This is a genomic window from Desulfurivibrio dismutans (genome assembly GCF_029210385.1).
In the GTDB taxonomy this organism is placed as follows: Bacteria; Desulfobacterota; Desulfobulbia; order Desulfobulbales; family Desulfurivibrionaceae; genus Desulfurivibrio; species Desulfurivibrio dismutans.
Genome location: NZ_JARGDQ010000005.1, coordinates 35,831 through 55,307 on the forward strand (window position 1 = coordinate 35,831; position 19,477 = coordinate 55,307).

Below are 19,477 nucleotides of genomic sequence, written 5' to 3' on the forward strand. Positions count from 1 at the left end.
TCGCCGACTTTTTGCGACTTCATCAAATTTGAGGTTTTTGGAATTTCATGGAAATAGACGCCCTGTTGTCCCGGGTCAATCGCCCCGGACGTTATTGTGCCAACGAATTCAACGTGGTCAGGAAGGACTGGCAACAGGCCCGCCTGCGCCTGGCCCTGGCCTTTCCCGATCTTTACGAAATCGGCATGTCCCACCAGGGGCTGCAGATTCTCTATCACCTGGTTAACGCCCGCCCGGAATGGCTGGCGGAAAGAGTTTATGCCCCGGATATTGACCTGGAGCAGGCCTTGCGGGAGACCGGGATGCCCCTGTTCTCCCTGGAGTCCCGCCGTCCCCTGGCTGAGTTTGATGTGCTGGGGATCAGCCTGCCCTACGAACTATGTTACACCAATATCCTGACCATCCTCGATCTGGCCGGTCTGCCCCTGCTGGCGAAAGACCGCCGGGAAGACCAGCCGCTGGTGCTCGGCGGCGGTCCCTGCGCCTTTCATCCCGAACCGGTAGCGGACTTTTTTGATGCCATCCTGCTGGGGGATGGTGAGGAGGCGCTGCCCGAGATGCTGACGGTGATCCAGCAGGGGCGGGAGCAACAGCTGGCCCGCGGGCAGATCCTGGCCGCCCTGGCGGCGGTGCCGGGGGTTTATGTGCCGGCCTTTTTTGCCCCCCGTTATGATGCGGCCGGTAAGTTTCTCGGCACTGAAGCCCTGCGCCCCGATCTGCCGCCGGTTCGTCGGCGGGTGCTGGCCGATCTGGAACAGGTTGACCACACCGCGCCGCCCCTGGTGCCGGCCACCCGGGTGGTGCATGACCGCCTAGGGGTTGAGATCGCCCGAGGATGCACCCGTGGTTGTCGTTTCTGTCAGGCCGGGATCATCTATCGTCCGGTGCGGGAGCGGGAGCCGGCGGCGGTGTTGCAGGAGATTTTAAGCAAGCTGGAACAGAGCGGTTTTGAAGAGGTGGCGTTGCTTTCCTTGAGCAGCGGAGATTATGCCTGCATCAACGAACTGCTGGGGCAGTTGATGGATGCCCTGGAGTCCCGCCGGGTGTCCGTTTCCCTCCCGTCCATGCGAGTGGGATCCTTGACCCCGGCGATGATGGAGCAGATCAAAAGGGTTCGCAAAACCGGGTTCACCCTGGCGCCGGAGGCGGGCAGCGACCGGCTGCGCCGGGTGATCAACAAGGGGATCACCGAAGAAGACCTGCTGGCCGCCGGTCGCAGCGCCTTCGGTTTGGGTTGGAAGCTGATCAAGCTGTACTTTATGTTTGGTCTGCCCACCGAAACCGAAGAAGACCTGGCCGCCATCGTCGAGCTGGCCCACAAGGTATTAAAAACCGGCCCCGCCGGCCGTTGCCAGGTGACGGTGAGCAGTGCTGTCTTTGTCCCCAAACCCCACACTCCTTTCGAGCGGGAGCCTCAGTTGTCGGTGGCCGAGGGCTTTGAACGGATCGATTTTTTAAAACAGCAATTGCGGCACAAAAAATTCAAGCTCAAATGGCACGACCCGCGCCAAAGCTACCTGGAAGGGGTCTTCTGCCGGGGTGATCGGCGCCTCTCCGCCCTGGTGGAGCAGGCCTGGCGGGACGGAGCCCGACTGGACGCCTGGTCCGATCACTTTGCCCTGGAGCGCTGGCAGACCGCTGCCGCCGGCCTCAACCTGGACCTTGACCACTATCTGCGGCGCCGGGAGGCATCGGAACCTTTGCCCTGGGATCATCTTGATGCGGGGGTCAGCCGGGATTTCCTGGCGGCGGAATATCAGCGGGCCATCAGTGAGGATTACACCCCTGATTGCCGGGTGCACGGCTGCAGCAAGTGCGGGTTGTGCGATTTTAAAACCGTCAAACCGGTGGTTTTTCGCCGGCCCGCTGCCGACAGTGGTGCCGTAACAGATCACCGGGCTCAACCCGGGGTGCCGGAATTGCTGTCTGGTCCCAATTACGACAATTCCGATGCAGTACCTGCTTCCCGTTCCGCCCCCAGCTTGCCCCAGCCGGAGCGGGGAACGGGCTATCGCCTGAGTTATTCCCGGCTGGATGAGGCCCGTTTTATGGGGCACCTGGAGGTGCTGCAGGTTTTTTTCCGGGCCCTGCGCCGGGTGGGTTGGCCGCTGGCCTTCAGCCGAGGCTTCAATCCCTCGCCCAAAGTTTCCTTCGGACCAGCTTTGCCCTTGGGAACTGAAAGTCGGGACGAATTTCTCTGGCTGGAATTGACCGCCCCGTTAGGCGACCTGGAAGAGGCCCGCTCGGCTTTGAGCCAGCAGTTGCCCGCCGGCCTGACCGTGCTCTCTCTGGAACCCGGCGGTCGGCAACAGCCGCCAAGCCTGCTCAGTGCGTACCGCATCAGGCTGCCCGGGCTGTCCGAGATGATTGACCCGCAAACTCCGCCGGCCTTGCTGGCGGCCAAGGAATTTGTTATGACGGTGCGTCGTAAAGGGGCAGACCGCACCCTGGATATCCGGCCGGCGGTTAAGGATTTTACCCTGCAGGCATCCGGGGATTTGGAACTGGTGCTGGTCCAGGAAGCCGGCCGGCCGACGGTTAAGCCGTTGGAGGTGGTGGCCGCCGCTTGTGCGCTGGCACCCGAACAACTGGCTGACGCCCGGCTAATGAAATTATGGACTCGCCCCGCTCAGGGGTGATGGTCCGGCAAATTTGTCGGCGTCGCAAAAAGCCGCGCCGCCGACTGGGCACGCTTTGTAACTACTTGTTTTCGCATTGCCGACCAATAAGTCTGAGGGGGGTTTGCGAGCCCATCAAATTTACTGAGGAATCATGTTTTGTCAACGCAACTGCTGATCAACGCCACCCCTTACGAAATCCGTATCGCCCTGCTGGAGCACGGCAATCTGGCCGAATTTTACCTTGAGCACCCCGCGGAAAAGGGGCTGGTGGGCAATATCTACCGGGGCCGGGTGGTGCGGGTGCTGCCCGGTATGCAGGCCGCCTTTGTTGACGTCGGCCTGGAGCGCACCGGTTTTCTTTATGTCGATGACGTGCTGGTGACCTCCAACGAGGTGGAAAAACGGTTGGCCCGCTGCGATCGCGGCGATGGTACCGGTGGAGAAACCTGCTGCGGGCACGATACCGACCCCCTTTGTCGGCGTCATCCGGGCCAGAACATCGAGGATCTGCTCAGTGAAGGACAGGACATTATGGTCCAGGTCTGCAAGGAGCCCCTGGGCAGCAAGGGAGCCCGGCTGACCTGTCATATCACCCTGCCTTGCCGCAATCTGGTTTTCATGCCGCGGACCGACCATATCGGGATTTCCCGTAAAATCGAAGACGAGGATGTCAGGCTGATGCTGCGGCGGGATATCGAGGCCCTGCGGCCCGCCGGCACCGGCTTTATCGTGCGCACGGTGGCGGAAACGGCCACCAATGAAGAGCTGGAAGCGGATATGGAGTTTCTGCTGCACACCTGGGAAGAGGTCCAGGCCCGGGCGGTCACGGCGCCGGTGCCGGGACTGATCTACCAGGATCTGGACATCACCCTGCGGGTGGTGCGCGATGTGTTTTCACCGGAGGTGGACCAGGTGGTGGTGGATGAGCCGGAGACCTACCAGCGGGTTCTGCAGTTCGTTGAAACCTTTGCCCCGCACCTCAAGGGGCGGGTTGAACTGGGACCGGAAGACCCGCCCATTTTCGACGCCTACGGGGTTGAACTGGAGGTTAACCGGGCCCTGGAGCGGAAAATCTGGTTGCGCTGCGGTGGCTATATCATCATCGAACCCACCGAGGCCCTTACCGTGATCGATGTCAATACCGGTCGTTATGTGGGCAAAAACGGTCTGGAAGAGACGATTTTCAAGGCCAACATGGAAGCGGCCAAGGAAATTGCCTACCAGTTGCGGTTGCGCAATATCGGCGGCATCATCATCGTCGATTTCATCGATATGGAAGACGAGGAACACCGTGAAGCGGTGTTCACCGCCCTTAAGGAGGCGGCCAAGAAGGACAAGAGTCGCCTTAATATCCTGCGGGTTTCCGAGTTCGGTCTGGTGCAGATGACCCGTAAGCGCAACCGCGAGGATCTGGAGCATCTGATGTGTGAACCTTGTGACTGCTGCCACGGCACCGGGGTGATTCGGGCCAGCCGCAGCTTATGTTACGACATTTTTCGCCAGATTGAGCGGGAGGCCTGCCGCCGGCAGGCCGAGACGGTGATCGTGCGGGTGCATCCCCGGGTGGCCGAACTTCTCCTCCGGGAGGAGGCCCACACCGTTGATTATCTGGAAAAAAAATGCGGCAAACGGATCCAGATCATGCCCATCAAGGGTTTGCACCCCGAGAAATATGAGTTCAGTTGGCAGTAAGACTTGACAAAGAAGCCAGGTAGGGCTATAAATGGCGGTTTCTTTTTGCAATCTATTCTACCAGGCATGGGAGGAAGTTATGTACGCAATAGTTCGCACCGGCGGCAAACAGTATCAGGTGGCCGCAGGCTCCCGCCTGCGGGTGGAAAAGCTCGCCGGCGAAGTTGGAGATACGGTGGAGTTGGCAGATGTACTGCTGGTTGCCGACGGCGATGAGGTCAAGGTCGGCCGGCCGGTGGTGGAGGGCGCCCGGGTAACCGCCCGGATCGTCGAGCAGGATAAAGCCAAGAAAGTATTGGTCTTCAAGAAAAAAAGGCGCAAGGGTTACCGCCTGAAGAAGGGGCATCGGCAGCCTTATACCGCTCTTGAGATCAAAGAAATTCTGTAGATACTGCGAGGATTTGAGTCATGGCACATAAAAAAGCGGGCGGCAGCTCGAAAAACGGTCGCGACAGTAATTCCCAGCGCCGCGGCGTCAAGCGCTTCGGCGGCCAGGTGGTCAAGGCCGGCAATATCCTGGTCCGTCAGCTCGGTACCAAAATTCATCCCGGCAGCAACGTTGGCGTGGGTCGGGATTACACCCTGTTTGCCAAGGTCGACGGGGTGGTGACCTTTGAAGACTTCCGCCGCAATGGCCGCAGTCGCAAAAGGGTCAGCATTTATCCCGCCTGAAGGTAACGTAAAATTGTGTAGCAGCACGACTGAGAGTTTACGGACCGCTAATCAGCAGGCAACTGGCGCTGCTGATTAGCGGTTAGGTTTTTTATATCAACCGGTTGTTGTCGGGCCCCCACCATGTCTTTTATAGATGAGGCGAAATTTTTGGTTCGGGCCGGCAACGGCGGCAATGGCTGTGTCAGCTTCCGGCGGGAGAAGTTTGTCCCCAAAGGAGGTCCCGACGGCGGCGACGGCGGCCGTGGCGGCGATGTCATCCTGGAAGCTTCCGGTCGTCTGGATTCCCTGCTCGATTTCAAGTACCGTTCCCACTTTATCGCCCCAAATGGTGCCCATGGCCGGGGCAAAAAGATGCATGGCCGCGGCGGAGCCGATTGCCGGGTGAAAGTGCCGGTGGGTTCGGTCATCCGCGACGCGGAAAGCGGTGAGGTGCTGGCCGATCTGGTGAGAGAAGGCCAGCAGATGCTGGTCGCTCACGGCGGCCATGGCGGTCGGGGCAATGTTCATTTTGCTTCGGCCACCAACCGGGCGCCGCGGACGGCCACCAAGGGCACTCCGGGTGAGGAGCGCTGGCTGCGGATTGAGTTGAAGCTGCTGGCCGATGTCGGTCTGATCGGCTTGCCCAATGCCGGTAAATCCACCTTGCTGGCCCGACTGACCGCCGCCACGCCCAAGATCGCCGATTATCCCTTTACCACCCTGTCTCCCCAGTTGGGGGTGCTGCTGTTGCCCGGTCAGCGCCCCTGTACTCTGGCCGATATTCCCGGTTTGATCGAAGATGCTCACCAGGGCGCCGGCCTGGGGCATACCTTTCTGCGCCATATTGAGCGCACCCGCATGCTGCTGCAGGTGATAGCCGCCGCGCCACCGGGCGGAACGGCGGCCGGCGATACAGCTGGTGACCCTGCCGACGATCCTCTGGAACAGTACCATCTGTTGAATCGTGAGTTGGAACTGTATCAGCAGGATTTATCGCAGCGTCCGCGACTGGTGGTCTTGAACAAGGTCGATCTGTTGAGCTCCGGGGAAGACGACCAAGCCGGGAGGAATGAGAAGCTGGCTCAACTGATTCAACGTTTTGCCGCAGAAAATATCCGGATCCTGCCGGTTTCCGCCCTTGCCGGAGAGGGACTGGAGGAGTTGATAAAGGCCATTGATTACGGGTTGTCGGCGGTGGCCGATGATGAAACAACGGCCTCATTGACGGAATCGCGGGCACCGAAGCAGGAAGGCGGGGACGGCGTGCCGGCAGGGCAAAAAGAACAAAAAGAACAGGAAGAGCAGGGGGGGCAGGATCAGTGATGGAGTTCCCGCCAAGATGAGTCGGCAGACGGCAAGTGGGGCAGAGCTGCAGCAGCGGCGCTGTTATCTGGATAAGGCCCGGCGGGTGGTGGTTAAGGTCGGGTCGGCGGTGTTGACCACTGGTGAGGGGCTCAACTACGCGGTGCTGGATAATCTGGCCGCCCAGATCGAGCAGTTGCGGCGGGGTGGCCGGGAGTTCATTCTGGTCAGTTCCGGGGCGGTGGCCGCCGGCCGGCGCAAGCTGGGACTTGGTAACCGCGCTTTAAGCCTGCGCGAGAAGCAGGCCGCCGCCGCCGTGGGCCAAAGCAGCCTGATGCGGGCTTACGAAAAAATCTTTGAGCAACTGGGCGCCAAGGTGGCCCAGGTGCTGCTCACCCACGATGCCTTTTCCCGCCGCGACCGCTATCTTAACGCCCGTAATACCATCTTTACCCTGCTGCAGTGGAACCTGGTGCCGGTAATCAACGAAAACGACACCGTGTCGGTGGAGGAGTTGCGGTTCGGCGATAACGACACCCTGGGGGCCATGGTGACCAACCTGCTGGAGGCTGATCTCTTTATCTGCCTCACCGACGTGGATGCCCTTTACAGTGCCGACCCCGGCTGCAATTCCGGCGCTTGCCCCCTGCGGATCGTGCCGGCCATCACCCCTGAGATCGAAGGGATGGCTGGCGGCGGAGGCAGCGCGGTGGGGACCGGCGGCATGCTGAGCAAGGTCAAGGCGGCCCGGATGGTGGTTTCCCACGGCGGTTCGGCCGTCATCGGTCCCGGCCGGGAGCCCGACGTGCTGCTGCGGCTCTTTGCCGGCGAGGAACTGGGCAGTTTTTTTCTGCCTGCTCCCCAGAAAATCCCTTCCCGTAAACACTGGATAGCTTATACCTTGCGCCCCAAAGGTTACCTGGTGCTGGATGACGGGGCCTGCCGGGCCATCTTGGGCGGCGGCAAAAGCCTGCTGCCCTCGGGCATCATCGAGGTGCGGGGTGAATTCGGGCTGGGCGATCCGGTGCATTGCCTGGACCGGTCCGGCAAACCCCTGGCCGCCGGCCTCGTTTCTTATGATGCCGCCGCCATCCGGCGCATTATGGGGGTGAAAACCACGGCCATCGCCGATATTCTCGGCTACAAAGACAGTGACGAGGTCATCCACCGCGACAACCTGGTGATCTTGTAATCGTCCAGTAGCACCGCACTTTCAGGCGATCGGTCCGGCTTGCGTACCTGGGGTACGCGGCGCCGAACCGCTTGCCTGAATCTGCGGCACTGCTGAACGATTACAGTGCGGGGACGATCTAAATAACCAGCGACGATTGAACAACATTTAAGAGCGACAGGAGGAGAGTTATGACCCTGGAGGATACCATTGCCACCCTGGCCGGGGAGACCAGGCGGGCCGCCCGGCAGGTAGCGAATCTTTCCACCACGGTGAAAAACCGGGTGCTGCTGGCCATGGCCGACGAGCTGCTGGCCCGCAAGGCCTATATTCAGCAGGAAAACGAGAAAGACCTGGCCGCCGGCCGGGAAAAGGGGCTGTCGGCAGCCATGCTGGACCGCCTGGCCTTGAGCGATAAGGTGATCGACGCCATGGTGACCGGGCTTAAGGAGGTGGCGGCACTGCCGGACCCGGTGGGGGAGATCTCCGACATGCAGCGGCGGCCCAGCGGTATTATGGTGGGCCGGATGCGGATCCCCCTGGGAGTCATCGGCATGATCTACGAATCACGCCCCAACGTTACCGTCGATGCCGCCTCCCTGTGTCTTAAGGCCGGCAACGGGGTGCTGCTGCGGGGTGGCTCCGAAGCGCTTCATTCCAACCTGGCCCTGGCCAGGGTGCTGCAGGATTGTCTGGCGGCGGAGCATATCGATGCAGCCGCCGTGCAAGTGATTCCGGTCACTGATCGCGAGGCGGTGACCTGTATGTTGCAGCGGGAGGAGGAGATCGATCTGATCATCCCCCGAGGTGGTGAGGGGCTTATCCGCTTTGTCGCCCAGAACTCCCGAATTCCAGTACTAAAGCACTACAAGGGAGTCTGTCACGCCTTTGTTGATGCCGGTGCCGATCAGGAGATGGCCGCCCGCATTGTCATCAACGGCAAGACCCAGCGGCCGGGGGTTTGTAACGCCTTGGAAACCCTTTTGGTTCATCAAGCGGCGGCGGCAACCTTTCTGCCCGCCGTGGGGGCGCAGTTGGCCGCTGCCGGGGTGGAAATCCGCGGCTGCCCGCAGACCCAGGCCCTGCTGCCGGCGGCCAAGGCCGCCACGGCGGACGATTGGGGTATGGAGTTTCTCGACCTGATCCTGGCGGTCAGGGTGGTGGCCGACCTGGACGAGGCCATGGCCCATATTGAGCAGTACGGTTCCCAGCATACCGAAACCATCATTACCGACCGTTACGACCATGCCCAGCGCTTCCTGCGCGAAGTGGACGCTTCCTCGGTGATGGTCAACGCCTCCACCCGTTTCAGCGACGGCGGCCAGTACGGTTTGGGGGCCGAGATCGGCATCAGCACCACCAAGCTTCATGCGTACGGTCCCATGGGCCTGCGGGAGTTGACCACCTGCAAGTTTATTGTTTACGGGGATGGCGAGATTCGGGAGTAGGAGAAACTGTGCCGGGAGGAGGGCAGGCCATGACTGAGCGCCTCCGGCGGATCGGGGTGCTGGGCGGCACCTTCGACCCGGTCCACAACGGGCATCTGGTGCTGGCCGAAGCGGCCTGGCAGGAGTTCGCCCTGGACCGGGTGTGGTTCATTCCCGCCGCCCAACCGCCCCATAAGCTGGGCGAACCGGTTACCCCCTTTGCCCATCGGGCCGCCATGCTGGAACTGGCCCTGGCCGATCAGCCGGCTTTTATGGTCAACCGCATGGAGGAACAGCGCCCCGGCCCTTCCTACAGCGTCGATACCCTGCGGGAGCTGCGCCGGCAGCTGGACCGCGACTGTGCCCTCTACTTCATCATCGGCTCCGACGCCTTTGTCGAGCTGGCCACCTGGAAAAACTTTTCCGATCTCTTTCGTTACGCCGATTTTCTGGTGGCCGAGCGCCCCGACAGCGCCCCCGGCCAGCTCAACGAGCTGATCACCCGCCTGCCGGGTGGTTTCCAGTATGAGCCGGCTCATAACCGCTGGACCCACCCCCACGGCGCCTGTCTCTACCCGCTGCCGGTCAACGCCTTTCTGGTTTCTTCCACCACCATCCGCTGCAAGGTCAAGACCGGCGAAGACATCTCCGCCCTGGTCCCGCCGCCGGTGGCCGCTTATATCGATCGGCATCAACTCTACGCCTGAGTCGCCGGGAACCGTTTTTGCCGCCCCGGTATGCGGTATGCAGTGTGATATGGTCTTGACTTTCAGCCTCGTTCGGCGCTATAAGTTGATTATGATTTGCAGTCGTTAAGCTGGTTTGGTGTCGGTTGACTGTTTTTTGTAATTGTGAACGGGAAGGAGGAGCCTATGTATGTCGACAAATTATTGCCCCACAAGTTTCTGATGACCCTGGTCAGCGCTGCGCTGATGGTGGCTCTGGCGGCTTGCAGCAGCAGTAGCAGCAGCAGTAAAAAAGATGGTGACGATAACGGAACCGGTGATACGGCTTACGACAATCTCACCGACGCTGAAATGAAGGCGGTGCGGCTAGCGGAGGATTTTTTCTGGATTGCCGAGCAGATGGATGCGGTGCCCGGTGGGATTGCCGCCATTGTCGGCGGGGTGATGGAGAATGAGGAGGTTACGGCAACGCCACAAACTTTCAGCGAAGGTGGACTGTCAGTTACCATCAGCCAGGTCGAAGGGGTGATTGACGCCTATTTGTCATTTAATAATTTTGCTGCGGATGATGGGGTGACCGTGGTTTCGGGGTCGGTTGACGTGGTGGCTGAAGTTGACGGTACCTTTGGAGATGACCCCAAAGAAATCGAATTTACTTTCAGTCAGGTGCGGCTGGATTTTGACGATGGTGATTCCTTTACCGTGACCTTAAACGGTACGGTAGATCATGTGCGTGAAAGTGACACAAAATTCAGCAATACCGTCGATATCACGGTTGGCTACGCCGGGGACGACTATCATACCAACACAACTGTTGCCGTTGAAGATCTGGGTAACAATGTTGAAGCCAAGACGGTCAGTGGCACCTATAATGATCCGGTTAACTTTGGCGCGGTTACGGTCTCCACCCCGCAGGCTATCCACGATGGGCCTGGCGGGGCCGAGCAGGGGATGATTCGCTTTGTCTTTAGCGGTGGTTACATTGAGGCAACTTTTGCCAACGCGGACTTAACCCTGTCCGGCTCCTATGACAACGTTTCCGGGCATATTGTCACCATTGAAGACTATTGAGGGAAAAACCCCACCCCTTACCCCGGATGGTTGCCCGGGGTTGACATAACCCTTCAACCATGGGGTGTTGACGCCCGGTCAAATAACGAAGGGGTCGGCAGCAAGCCGACCCCTTTTTTATCTCCACCCACCCGGGAGCGAGGCATTGCTTAATTCGATGGCACTCCCCTTTGGTGCCGCGGCGTAACTGATCACGGGGTGCCCCGCGATCGCCTGCGCCGCCGCTATTATGATGTGGACGGCGCCGGAAGTCCGTAACGTGCCCAGGACGGACGCGCAAGCAACAGTTTGCCTTGCAGGTTGTTGATTTGCAGGGCAGGCGGCAGCCGCGTTTGCGCATGCCGGAGAGCAACAAATCCCTGGGCGGGCTTGTTGCGAGTTTACATATGGACGGTCATCAAAACCGGGCCTTGAAGCCCACCCGGACATTGTCGTCGATTGTCCGGCTGTTAAGGTCGTCGAAGTTGGCCCGGATGTGCTGATATTCGATGTAGATCTGCACTGCCGGGCTGATGGCATAGCCGGCCCGCACTCTTCGTTCCAGCATCCGGTCCAGATCGGCGAAGGAGAGCAGCTTGGGGGTATAGAAAACTTTGCCCTGGAACTCCAGGTTCTCCGCTCCGGCCGGCTGAAAGTACAGGCGCAGCCCCACCGGGACGCCGAAGATATCCTGGTTGGCCCGGGAGCTCTTCTTGCGGCCGCCCACCACCCCGACCCCCAGGCCGAGGCCGAACCCCGGCACGTTCTCGATCATCGCCTGGAACTCCAGGTCGGCGGAGGTCATGGTCAAGCTTTTCTTTTCATTGTAGAGAAAGCGCAGGTGCATTAAGGAATCACCGTGGGCGCCGCTGCTTACCGGGCCGGCCAGTTTGGCCTGGAGGGAGTAATCATTCAGATTCAGGTCAAAGGAGGCGGCCTGGGCCGACTGGGCGCCGGTCAAGGCCAGGGCGGCCAGGGCGGCGGTAATTAATTTTCTCATCTCGTGCTCCTTGGGCTCGTTGTTTACTGGGTGGCGTAATCGTGGCGGGCCAGGTTTTCAAAGGTGGTGTACTGATCCAGGAAGGCCAGTTCCACCATACCGGTGGGGCCGTTACGCTGCTTGCCGATGATCAGTTCGGCCAGTCCCTTTTTGGGGTTGTCTTCGGCCTTGTTGTACACCTCGTCGCGATAGATAAAGCAGATCACGTCGGCGTCCTGTTCGATGGCGCCGGATTCGCGCAGATCCGAGAGCTGGGGGCGCTTGTTGGGGCGGCTCTCCAGGCTCCGGTTGAGCTGGCTCAAGGCCATCACCGGCACTTGCAACTCCTTGGCCATGGCCTTGAGAGAACGGGAAATTTCGCTGATCTCCTGCTCCCGGGACTGGACATTGCTGCGGCCCCGCATCAGTTGCAGGTAATCGACCACGATCAGGCCGATGTCGTGTTCGGTCTTGAGCCGCCTGGCCTTGGCCCGCATCTCCAGCACCGAAATGGCCGGGGTGTCGTCGATGTAAACCGGGGCGTCCAGCAGCATGTTGTAAGCCCGGGTCAGTTTTGGCCAGTCCTGATCTCTTAAAAAACCGGTCCGCAGCCGCTGGGCGTCCACCCGGCTAACCGAGCAGAGCATCCGCATGCCCAACTGTTCCTTGGACATCTCCAGACTGAAGACCCCCACCGGGGTTTTATTGACCAGGGCGATGTGCTGCACCATGTTCATGGCCAGGGCGGTTTTCCCCATGCTGGGCCGGGCCGCCAGGATGATCAGGTCAGACGGCTGCAGCCCGGCGGTCATTTTGTCGAAGTCGTGATAATCGGTGGGCAGACCGGTGATGTGTTCCTTGCGCTCATAGAGGGACTCCACCATCTTGAAAGTCTCGTTGATCACCGTCTTCATGGGCCAGTAGGACTGGCCGCTTTTGGAGCGGGAGATTTCAAAGACGGTCTGTTCTACCTCGTCCAGCAGGGCGTCAATATCGTCCTGCTCTTCATAACAGCGGCCGGCGATTTCGCTGCTGGTTTGAATCAGGCGGCGCAGGATGGCCTTGTCCCGGACGATGCGGGCATAAAAGGTGATGTTGGCCGCCATGGGCACCTGGTCGGTGAGCGAGGCGAGATAGGCCGGCCCGCCGATCTGGTCCAAATGACGACTATCTTTGAGGAAACTGGTGACGGTGATCAGGTCCAGGGGCTCGCTTTTTTCAAAGAGAGCCACCATGGCGGTAAAGATGTGGCGGTGCCCTTCCCGGTAAAAATCCTCCGGGGTAAGCACCTCCACTGCTTTGGACATGGCCCCTTCCTGCAGCAGGACAGAGCCCAGCACACACTGCTCCGCCTCGACGTTTTGAGGTGGCAGACGGTGGATGGCGGAGCCGGGGGCGTGGTCCATGTTAAATGGAATTCCGCTCTGTTACTGGCCGCTTTCCTCGGGGACCACTTCCACCTTGATCTCGGCAGTTACCTGGTAACCGGCTTTGTAGGGGATGGTGTGGGTGCCCAGGGTCTTGATGGGGTCTTCCAGCATGATTTTTTTCTTGTCTACTTCAATCCCTTGGGCGGCCAGGGCAGACGCAATATCACCGCTGGTAACCGAACCGTAGAGCTTGTTATCTTCCCCGGTGCGCTGGGCAATGGTAATAGTGGCAGCACCGATGCCGGCGGCCAGTTTTTCCGCCACCGCCCGGTATTCGGCCTTGCGGGCGGCAATGGCCGCCTGCTGTTTGGCCAGCACGGCCAGGTTGCCTTTGCTGGCCAGCATTGCTTTGCCCTGAGGAATCAGGTAATTGCGGCCATAACCGGGCTTGATTTTAACCACATCGCCGATCTCGCCCAGGGTATCGATGGTTTCCTTGAGAATTACTTCCATTTTTCACGTCTCCATACTAGGTTGCGATCCGGTTGGCGCCAACGCACAACCGGTGGATTTAAGCAGTGTTATCGGTATAACGGCGGCGCAAGTCCAAGTGGACATCGGCCAGCCCCAAAACGGCCAGCAGTACTGGGCCGTATAATTGCAACAGGACCAGAGCGTAGCAGATGCCCCGCAACAGCGGCGGCAACTGCCAGCGGGCCAGCATGTAGCTCATGATCCCCAGGCCCTGCATGAAATAAAGCATGCCCAGAATGATCGTCATATTGAGCCCGATGGAGGCCACAGGTTCAAGACGGCTCAACCACAACAACAGCCCCAGGGCGGCCACCAGGACTAACTGGTCCGGCAATCGCCAGTGTTTGAACTCCGGCCAGGGGCTCAAGGCCGGATCTTTGCGGCGCAGTAGCCAGTGACTGGCCATCAGGTTCAGCCAGACCAGGCTGAGCAGCGAGATGGTGAACAGCGCCGGCCAAGTGCGATCAAACACCCGTCGCAGGCTCTCCATGGCCACGGCGGCGGCCTCTTCCTCTTCCACCACCGCCGCCAAGGTATGATCAATACTCTCCTGGATCACCCGAACCGGGCCGGGGCTGCCGGTGATCCCGGCAAAACTGCCCAGCAGCAGCCAAAAACAGATCAGGTAAATCAGCCCTTTGGTCCCGGTCCAGTTGGGGGGCTCACCCAGGGCGATGCCCCGAGCCAGAATGTACCCCAGCGGTATCATGCTCACTCCGAAAAACAGAACCAGCAGGCTGCCGCTGAACAGGGCCACCACCCCCGCCACCAGCATGGCCATGATCACCACCGCTCGGCCCTGCTGGTATCCCATGGTTACCATCTGGAAAGCGGTCACCATGGGGATCAGGCTGTGCAGCCAGATAAGCCCGGGGCTCAGCAGGGGCAGCACCAGTGGGGCGGCGGTAACCGCCAAGGCCGGTAGCTGTCCGGCAGGGAAAGCCGGTCTGCCGCTGTTGTTGCTCAAACCGGGCTCCCAGCCGTGCTAAAGATACGGGTTGCCGCTGTATGGCAGCAGGGCGATCTGGCGGGCCCGCTTGATTGCTTCCGACAACTGGCGCTGATGTTTGGCGCAATTACCGTAAATCCGCCGGGGAATAATCTTGCCCCGTTCAGTGAGGAACCCGCGCAGGGTTTTAATGTCCTTGTAATCAATGACCAGGCTTTTCTCGCTGCAGAAACGGCAGACCTTGCGGCGTCCGAAATATTTTTTACGCTTAATCATCTTGCAATATCCTCAGGGTTAAAGGGGAAAAAGACCGATCAAGCGTCTTTTTCGCCGTTATCATTGTCATTGTTCTGCTCTTCGTTGTCGGCCGTTTCATGATCGTCGCCCTCTTCGTCGTCCGAGGGGGTGAATGGGGCTTCGGCGCCGGTGAGCTTGACCGTAAGGAATTTGAGGATCCGGTCGTCGATGCGCAGCAGACGTTCCAATTCTTTGACCCCATCGGGAGACATGGTGAAGCGGAACAGGAGGTAGACCCCCTGGGTCTCCTTGCTGATGGGGTAGGCGAGCTTTTTTAACCCCCAGCGGTCAATGCCGCCGATTTCCCCCTCGTGGGCAGTGATGACCCCGGAGTACTTGTCGATGACTCCGGTCAGCTCGGCTTCGGAGCCGGCGCTGGGCCTGACAATAATGACACTCTCGTAATTACGCACGTGGTTCCTCCTTTTGGGCATGCGGCCCTGTTTAGCCAGGGCAAAGAGGTGATCTTGTGCGGCCGCTGACGGCCGCTGTTCAAAAAGAAGAACCACTTACCATGAAGATGGCCGTAATGTCAAGTAGTCAGTGGGCCCTTGTCTTTTTTCTCGGTTTCCTTGATTGCTTCCCACTGGCGGCGCAGCTCATCCTCCGAAGCCACTTGTCGGTCCCCGAAAACGTGGGGGTGGCGGCGAACCATTTTGCCGATAATGCCGTTGATCACCTCGCTTAAGGTGAAGGCGCCCTGTTCTCGGTACATTTCGGCAATAAACAGAACCTGAAAAAGCAGGTCGCCCAACTCCTCGCAAATATGCTCAAGGTCGTCGCCGTCCAGTGACTCGTGCAGTTCGTGGGCCTCTTCCAGCAGGTAGCGTTTGAAGCTTGCTGGGGTTTGTTTGCGGTCCCACGGGCAGCCCTGTGGGCTTCTGAGGCGGGCGATCAGGCCGGTCAATTGCAGCAGGGCCTCCTCGGGAGGCTGTAGGTCGGATAACGGGATGTTCTGGTGGGTGGACATGGGCTTGCTTGGGGCTCTGTTTGATGTTCAAAACCGAGATAGTACTACCTCGAATAAAGAGAAGCAAGCCTTGTCCATGGGATACCGCCGGGATTCGTTAACGTCACTGTTCTCGGGGCCACTTTACATGGGTAGGATGACTTTGCCGTTACTTGGCCGGCACCACATGGTGCGACAAGATGTCGCACCTGACGCACCGCCGATGTCGCGCGACACGCGACATCGGCGGTGCGTCAGGTGGTCCCGGCAGCTATTGGCCAGGCATATGTTTTTTTGTTAATGTTGTAATTTCAAAGAGTTGATGGTTTTTTGCAGGGGATGCGCGGCTTTGGTCTGGTAATTGCAGTGATCTCTGGGTGAAGCACTTGGTGCTGCAATGTTCTGTCAGATTACGATGTTTGGAAAAGGGGCCGTTGTGGTCCGATATCATTACCAGTATTGAGAGGAAAAACTGTTTATGGTAGCCAAAAAGATGCTTGAAAAACACAAAGATGTCGCCAGGATTGACCAGGATAGCAAACGGACCCATGGCTGGTACGTGCGGGTGCGTTTTATGGGCAAGACCCATTCAAAATTCTTTTCCGATGGCAAATACGGCGGACGTTATTCCAGTCTGCTGGCGGCTCTGGCCTGGCGGGATCAAACTGAGATCAGCCTGGGTAAGGTCCGGACCGATCGGCACATTGTTACCGTGAGTAACACCCAAAGCGGTGTGGTGGGGGTGCGGCTCAATGAGAAGCTGAATCGTTACGAGGTCAGTTGGGTTAATCCCGAGGGTCGGCAGGGTAAAACCTCTGTTTCCATCCGTAAGCATGGCAAAGAGAAGGCCTTTGAGCTGGCCTGTCAGGTCAGGCAACAGAAGGAGGCTGAGCGCCTGGGGTTGAAGAAGCCATCGCCGCTACGGGGCAAAAGCAAGGAGGCCGGCAAAAAAGCCGCAATGAAGCCGGCCGTTGCCAGAGTCAAAGCCGGCAACGTTAAAGGTAAAGCCTCCAAAAACAAAACCGGAGTCCGGACGGCGGTGCGTAAGTCGACTGTCAAAAAAGCTTCTGCTCGGAATGCCGCGGCCCGGGCTTAAGGCGGGTTTATTTTTTTAAAACATCTGTTAGCATAAGTCTGCTTTTTGCTGCGGCCGGGCCGTACTGACGGGCGGGTGATGGTCGTGCATGCTTGGTAAAAGCATGGCGCGGCGGTCACCCGCCCGTTTGTTTTTTGCAATGGTCCTTGAGGGGGCTGCGCCCTTGTCTTGACGATGGTTTTCGGCTATCTTGGGGCTGCTTTTGTGCTCTGATCTGGTTATGTAGTTGTTTTTTCGTGATGTCTTACTGGTTGTGGCCACCGGTCACTAAAGCGGGGTCAGGTGATCACAGGGGCCATCATGGAGTAATCGGTAACTGGGTGCCGCAGGTTGCGGCTGCTGGGACGGCGCGGTGCGTACATCAGTACTTGTGCCGCCTTGATCGCCGGCAAATGCGGTGCCCGTGATCGCTTACAAGCGAGGCGATGGTTAGCTGATGGTGCAGGATAATAATCGGCCTTCCGGTGTTACCGGCGGTTTACCTTTGGTGCAATACGCCAGGAAGGAGGATGGTGGGTGTTGTCGTATCAGCAGTGCCGACACCGCCATCGTTGATGTGGTTAATCAGCAGGCCTGGCAGGCCCTGGCAGTGGAGATCAGTGCTGCCCGCCGGCGGGTTGAGGCCGGCAAAGCCAGTCCTATCTATTACTATATGGTGGTTAACCAGATGGATCCTGCTCTGCTGGGAAAATATATGGGTATTGCGGTTTGGCGGGTCAGGTGGCATTTACGCCCCATGGGATTCCGGCGATTGCAGTCGGCCATGCTGCGGCGTTATGCCGGGCTTTTCCGGGTGACGGAGCATGATCTGCGTCGGGGGGTGCTGTGGGCCGCAGTTTACGATAACCAGCAGCAGCGGGAAGCTGAAGCGGCCTATGAACAGCAGGGTGGGAAGGGTGCAGGTGAATCGGGAGCTTGATTTTCAGCATCGACAGGCGGCGCACTGCGAAAGCGGGGTGGCAGCCAGTTTGGTCAGTCACATTGGGATTCCCCTTTCCGAGCCCATGGCCTTCGGCATTGGCGGCGGTCTTTTTTTTGGCTACTTCCCTTTCATCAGGCTTAACGGGCTGCCGCTGGTTACCTACCGGGTGGCCGTCGGCCGGATCATTAAGCGTCTTACCCAGAACCTGGGCCTCGGAACATGGCAGCGGACCTTCCGCCACCCCGCGCAGGCGATGGCGGCCCTGGACGACCTGTTGGCCCAGGGGGTGCCGGTTGGTCTGCAGACCGGGGTGTTCTGGCTGCCCTATTTTCCCAAGGCCTACCGCTTTCATTTCAACGGTCACAACCTGGTGGTTTACGGCAAACGAGGCGATGATTACCTGATCAGCGACCCGGTGTTTCCCGGCCCGGTTACCTGTCCTGCTGAAGATTTGCAGCGGGCCCGCTTCGCCGCCGGCGCTTTGGCGCCCAAGGGCCGGATGTATGGACTTAATCCCCTGGCGGCAAAACCCGATTTCCGGACCGGCATCAAGGCTGGGTTGCAGGTGGTGGTGCGCGGCATGCTGCAGCCCTTCCCCCTGACCGGGGTTCGTGGCATCCGTTTCCTGGCCCGGCGGCTTAAGCGCTGGCCCCAGCGGTTGGGGCCGGCCAAAGCTGAACTGCACTTGGGGCACGTGGTGCGAATGCAGGAGGAGATCGGCACCGGCGGCGGCGGTTTTCGTTTTCTTTATGCCGATTTTCTGCGGGAGGCAGGGGAGCTGTTACGCCACGACCCCCTGGCGGCGGTTGGTCGGGATTTAACCGTTGCCGGTGACCGGTGGCGTGATTTTGCCGTGATGGCAGCCCGTATTTGTAAAGGCCGCCCCGCTGCCGGGGATGACTACCAGGCGCTGGCCGACGGGCTTGAGCAGTGTGCCGCCCTGGAGGAGCAGTTTTTTCGCCGCCTTCGAACCCTGCTGGGAACCCTGCCATGAGCCGGAGGAAAGTACCGCCAGCGGCCCCGGCTGCCGCCCTGCCGGCCGCCATTGAACTGGTGGAATTGCGTAAAAGTTATCCCGGCCAGCGGCGGCCCGCTGTCGATCAACTTAGCCTGCGTATTCCCCGGGGACTGCTGTTCGGGCTGCTGGGGCCCAACGGCGCCGGTAAATCCACCACTATCGCCTTGCTTTGCGGGCTGCTCAGGCCCGACGGCGGCACCATCTCCTTCCCGGGGCTTGCCCCCGGCCCGGGCTCGTTACCTCCCAAGCAGATCCTGGGCTTTGTTCCCCAGGATCTGGCCCTTTATGATCATTTAAGCGGCCGGGAAAATCTGATTTTTTTCGGCCGCCTGTACGGTCTGCGGGGAGCGCGCCTGCAGGAGCGGGTGGCCTACGGCCTGCAACTGGCTGGTCTTGAAGTCAGGGCGCAACAGCGGGTGGCCACCTATTCCGGAGGCATGAAGCGGCGGTTGAACCTGGCAGCGGGGCTGTTGCATGAGCCGCAGATTCTTTGTCTGGATGAACCCACGGTGGGAATCGATGCCCAGTCTCGGCAACTGATTCACGAACAACTTGTCGCCCTGGCCGCCCAAGGGATGACCATTATTTACACCACCCATTACCTGGAAGAGGCGGAGCGGCTCTGCCGGCAGGTGGCGATCATCGACGAAGGGCGGATTATGGCCTGCGGCAGCCCCCGGGAGTTGCTGCGGGAAGGTGGCTACAGCAGTCTGGGTGAACTTTTTTTCGCCCTTACCGGCAAGGAACTGAGGGACTGAGG

General features: G+C 59.7%; 20 protein-coding genes. 13 read left to right on the top strand and 7 right to left on the bottom strand.

From position 1 onward, the window contains the following. Window positions 1–47 precede the first annotated feature (47 nt). The 9 genes from P0N66_RS06950 to P0N66_RS06990 all read left to right on the top strand — a co-directional run bounded on the left by P0N66_RS06950 (window position 48) and on the right by P0N66_RS06990 (window position 10,624). A complete protein-coding gene (locus tag P0N66_RS06950) occupies window positions 48–2,639 on the top strand; it encodes a TIGR03960 family B12-binding radical SAM protein (RefSeq protein ID WP_275803701.1) in 2,592 nt (863 codons plus the stop codon). Between the two features lie 138 nt (window positions 2,640–2,777). Then, the gene (locus tag P0N66_RS06955; protein ID WP_275803703.1) at window positions 2,778–4,313 is read left to right on the top strand and encodes an Rne/Rng family ribonuclease; all 1,536 of its coding nucleotides are present in this window, start codon (window positions 2,778–2,780) and stop codon (window positions 4,311–4,313) included. Between the two features lie 79 nt (window positions 4,314–4,392). Further along, window positions 4,393–4,701: a 50S ribosomal protein L21 gene (rplU, locus tag P0N66_RS06960; RefSeq protein WP_275803706.1), complete on the top strand. Its 309-nt coding sequence runs from the start codon at window positions 4,393–4,395 to the stop codon at window positions 4,699–4,701. Window positions 4,702–4,721: 20 nt separating this feature from the next. Continuing rightward, window positions 4,722–4,985 carry a 50S ribosomal protein L27 gene (gene rpmA, locus P0N66_RS06965; RefSeq protein ID WP_275803708.1) on the top strand — a complete coding sequence of 88 codons (264 nt, stop codon included), beginning with the start codon at window positions 4,722–4,724 and terminating at the stop codon, window positions 4,983–4,985. Between the two features lie 123 nt (window positions 4,986–5,108). Next, window positions 5,109–6,290 (top strand): GTPase ObgE, encoded by a 1,182-nt coding sequence (gene obgE / locus P0N66_RS06970; RefSeq protein WP_275803710.1) that lies wholly within the window; start codon window positions 5,109–5,111, stop codon window positions 6,288–6,290. A gap of 16 nt (window positions 6,291–6,306) precedes the next feature. Then, the gene (gene proB / locus P0N66_RS06975) at window positions 6,307–7,461 is read left to right on the top strand and encodes a glutamate 5-kinase (RefSeq protein ID WP_275803712.1); all 1,155 of its coding nucleotides are present in this window, start codon (window positions 6,307–6,309) and stop codon (window positions 7,459–7,461) included. Window positions 7,462–7,631: 170 nt separating this feature from the next. Then, window positions 7,632–8,888, top strand: a complete 1,257-nt coding sequence (locus tag P0N66_RS06980; RefSeq protein ID WP_275803714.1) for a glutamate-5-semialdehyde dehydrogenase — start codon at window positions 7,632–7,634, stop codon at window positions 8,886–8,888. A gap of 29 nt (window positions 8,889–8,917) precedes the next feature. After that, window positions 8,918–9,574: a nicotinate-nucleotide adenylyltransferase gene (gene nadD / locus P0N66_RS06985; RefSeq protein WP_275803716.1), complete on the top strand. Its 657-nt coding sequence runs from the start codon at window positions 8,918–8,920 to the stop codon at window positions 9,572–9,574. Between the two features lie 165 nt (window positions 9,575–9,739). Then, window positions 9,740–10,624 carry a hypothetical protein gene (locus tag P0N66_RS06990; protein ID WP_275803718.1) on the top strand — a complete coding sequence of 295 codons (885 nt, stop codon included), beginning with the start codon at window positions 9,740–9,742 and terminating at the stop codon, window positions 10,622–10,624. A gap of 397 nt (window positions 10,625–11,021) precedes the next feature. Here P0N66_RS06990 and P0N66_RS06995 read toward each other — a convergent pair whose 3' ends face one another. The 7 genes from P0N66_RS06995 to P0N66_RS07025 form a co-directional block, all read right to left on the bottom strand. Next, on the bottom strand, window positions 11,022–11,603 hold the full coding sequence (locus tag P0N66_RS06995; protein ID WP_275803720.1) for a YfaZ family outer membrane protein: 582 nt from the start codon (window positions 11,601–11,603) through the stop codon (window positions 11,022–11,024). A 23-nt stretch (window positions 11,604–11,626) separates the two neighbouring features. After that, the gene (gene dnaB, locus P0N66_RS07000) at window positions 11,627–12,988 is read right to left on the bottom strand and encodes a replicative DNA helicase (protein ID WP_275803722.1); all 1,362 of its coding nucleotides are present in this window, start codon (window positions 12,986–12,988) and stop codon (window positions 11,627–11,629) included. A 21-nt stretch (window positions 12,989–13,009) separates the two neighbouring features. Further along, complete coding sequence (gene rplI, locus P0N66_RS07005; protein WP_275803725.1) at window positions 13,010–13,465, bottom strand: 50S ribosomal protein L9; 456 nt, start codon at window positions 13,463–13,465, stop codon at window positions 13,010–13,012. A gap of 58 nt (window positions 13,466–13,523) precedes the next feature. After that, a complete protein-coding gene (locus P0N66_RS07010; RefSeq protein ID WP_275803727.1) occupies window positions 13,524–14,453 on the bottom strand; it encodes a DUF2232 domain-containing protein in 930 nt (309 codons plus the stop codon). Window positions 14,454–14,471: 18 nt separating this feature from the next. Continuing rightward, window positions 14,472–14,711 (bottom strand): 30S ribosomal protein S18, encoded by a 240-nt coding sequence (gene rpsR, locus P0N66_RS07015; protein WP_275803729.1) that lies wholly within the window; start codon window positions 14,709–14,711, stop codon window positions 14,472–14,474. Window positions 14,712–14,749: 38 nt separating this feature from the next. Further along, entirely contained in the window at window positions 14,750–15,145 is a 396-nt protein-coding gene (gene rpsF, locus P0N66_RS07020; RefSeq protein WP_275803731.1) for a 30S ribosomal protein S6, read from the bottom strand. 119 nt (window positions 15,146–15,264) lie between these two features. Further along, window positions 15,265–15,702 (bottom strand): MazG nucleotide pyrophosphohydrolase domain-containing protein, encoded by a 438-nt coding sequence (locus tag P0N66_RS07025; RefSeq protein ID WP_275803733.1) that lies wholly within the window; start codon window positions 15,700–15,702, stop codon window positions 15,265–15,267. 457 nt (window positions 15,703–16,159) lie between these two features. Here P0N66_RS07025 and P0N66_RS07030 point away from each other — a divergent pair, with 457 nt between their 5' ends. The 4 genes from P0N66_RS07030 (at window position 16,160) to P0N66_RS07045 (ending at window position 19,475) form a co-directional block, all read left to right on the top strand. Continuing rightward, window positions 16,160–16,777, top strand: coding sequence for an AP2/ERF family transcription factor (locus P0N66_RS07030; RefSeq protein ID WP_275803736.1), 618 nt, complete (start codon window positions 16,160–16,162; stop codon window positions 16,775–16,777). A 436-nt stretch (window positions 16,778–17,213) separates the two neighbouring features. Continuing rightward, window positions 17,214–17,696, top strand: coding sequence for a DarG family dialkylresorcinol biosynthesis protein (locus P0N66_RS07035; RefSeq protein ID WP_275803738.1), 483 nt, complete (start codon window positions 17,214–17,216; stop codon window positions 17,694–17,696). Then, window positions 17,680–18,693 (top strand): BtrH-related acyltransferase DarH, encoded by a 1,014-nt coding sequence (gene darH, locus P0N66_RS07040; RefSeq protein WP_275803740.1) that lies wholly within the window; start codon window positions 17,680–17,682, stop codon window positions 18,691–18,693. Before P0N66_RS07035 ends, darH begins: the two co-directional genes overlap by 17 nt. Beyond that, on the top strand, window positions 18,690–19,475 hold the full coding sequence (locus P0N66_RS07045; protein WP_275803742.1) for an ABC transporter ATP-binding protein: 786 nt from the start codon (window positions 18,690–18,692) through the stop codon (window positions 19,473–19,475). The genes darH and P0N66_RS07045 overlap by 4 nt, the downstream gene beginning before the upstream one ends. Window positions 19,476–19,477 lie beyond the last annotated feature (2 nt).

Excerpts from the sequence above, each read along its gene's own strand:
- P0N66_RS07025 (WP_275803733.1), bottom strand. The coding sequence starts at position 15,702 with ATGTCCACCCACCAGAACATCCCGTTATCCGACCTACAGCCTCCCGAG.
- rpsR (WP_275803729.1), bottom strand. The coding sequence starts at position 14,711 with ATGATTAAGCGTAAAAAATATTTCGGACGCCGCAAGGTCTGCCGTTTC.
- obgE (WP_275803710.1), top strand. The coding sequence starts at position 5,109 with ATGTCTTTTATAGATGAGGCGAAATTTTTGGTTCGGGCCGGCAACGGC.
- dnaB (WP_275803722.1), bottom strand. The coding sequence starts at position 12,988 with ATGGACCACGCCCCCGGCTCCGCCATCCACCGTCTGCCACCTCAAAAC.
- rplI (WP_275803725.1), bottom strand. The coding sequence starts at position 13,465 with ATGGAAGTAATTCTCAAGGAAACCATCGATACCCTGGGCGAGATCGGC.
- proB (WP_275803712.1), top strand. The coding sequence starts at position 6,307 with ATGAGTCGGCAGACGGCAAGTGGGGCAGAGCTGCAGCAGCGGCGCTGT.
- nadD (WP_275803716.1), top strand. The coding sequence starts at position 8,918 with ATGACTGAGCGCCTCCGGCGGATCGGGGTGCTGGGCGGCACCTTCGAC.
- rpmA (WP_275803708.1), top strand. The coding sequence starts at position 4,722 with ATGGCACATAAAAAAGCGGGCGGCAGCTCGAAAAACGGTCGCGACAGT.
- P0N66_RS07045 (WP_275803742.1), top strand. The coding sequence starts at position 18,690 with ATGAGCCGGAGGAAAGTACCGCCAGCGGCCCCGGCTGCCGCCCTGCCG.
- rplU (WP_275803706.1), top strand. The coding sequence starts at position 4,393 with ATGTACGCAATAGTTCGCACCGGCGGCAAACAGTATCAGGTGGCCGCA.
- P0N66_RS06990 (WP_275803718.1), top strand. The coding sequence starts at position 9,740 with ATGTATGTCGACAAATTATTGCCCCACAAGTTTCTGATGACCCTGGTC.
- P0N66_RS06950 (WP_275803701.1), top strand. The coding sequence starts at position 48 with ATGGAAATAGACGCCCTGTTGTCCCGGGTCAATCGCCCCGGACGTTAT.
- P0N66_RS06995 (WP_275803720.1), bottom strand. The coding sequence starts at position 11,603 with ATGAGAAAATTAATTACCGCCGCCCTGGCCGCCCTGGCCTTGACCGGC.
- P0N66_RS07035 (WP_275803738.1), top strand. The coding sequence starts at position 17,214 with ATGGTGCAGGATAATAATCGGCCTTCCGGTGTTACCGGCGGTTTACCT.
- P0N66_RS06980 (WP_275803714.1), top strand. The coding sequence starts at position 7,632 with ATGACCCTGGAGGATACCATTGCCACCCTGGCCGGGGAGACCAGGCGG.
- P0N66_RS07030 (WP_275803736.1), top strand. The coding sequence starts at position 16,160 with ATGGTAGCCAAAAAGATGCTTGAAAAACACAAAGATGTCGCCAGGATT.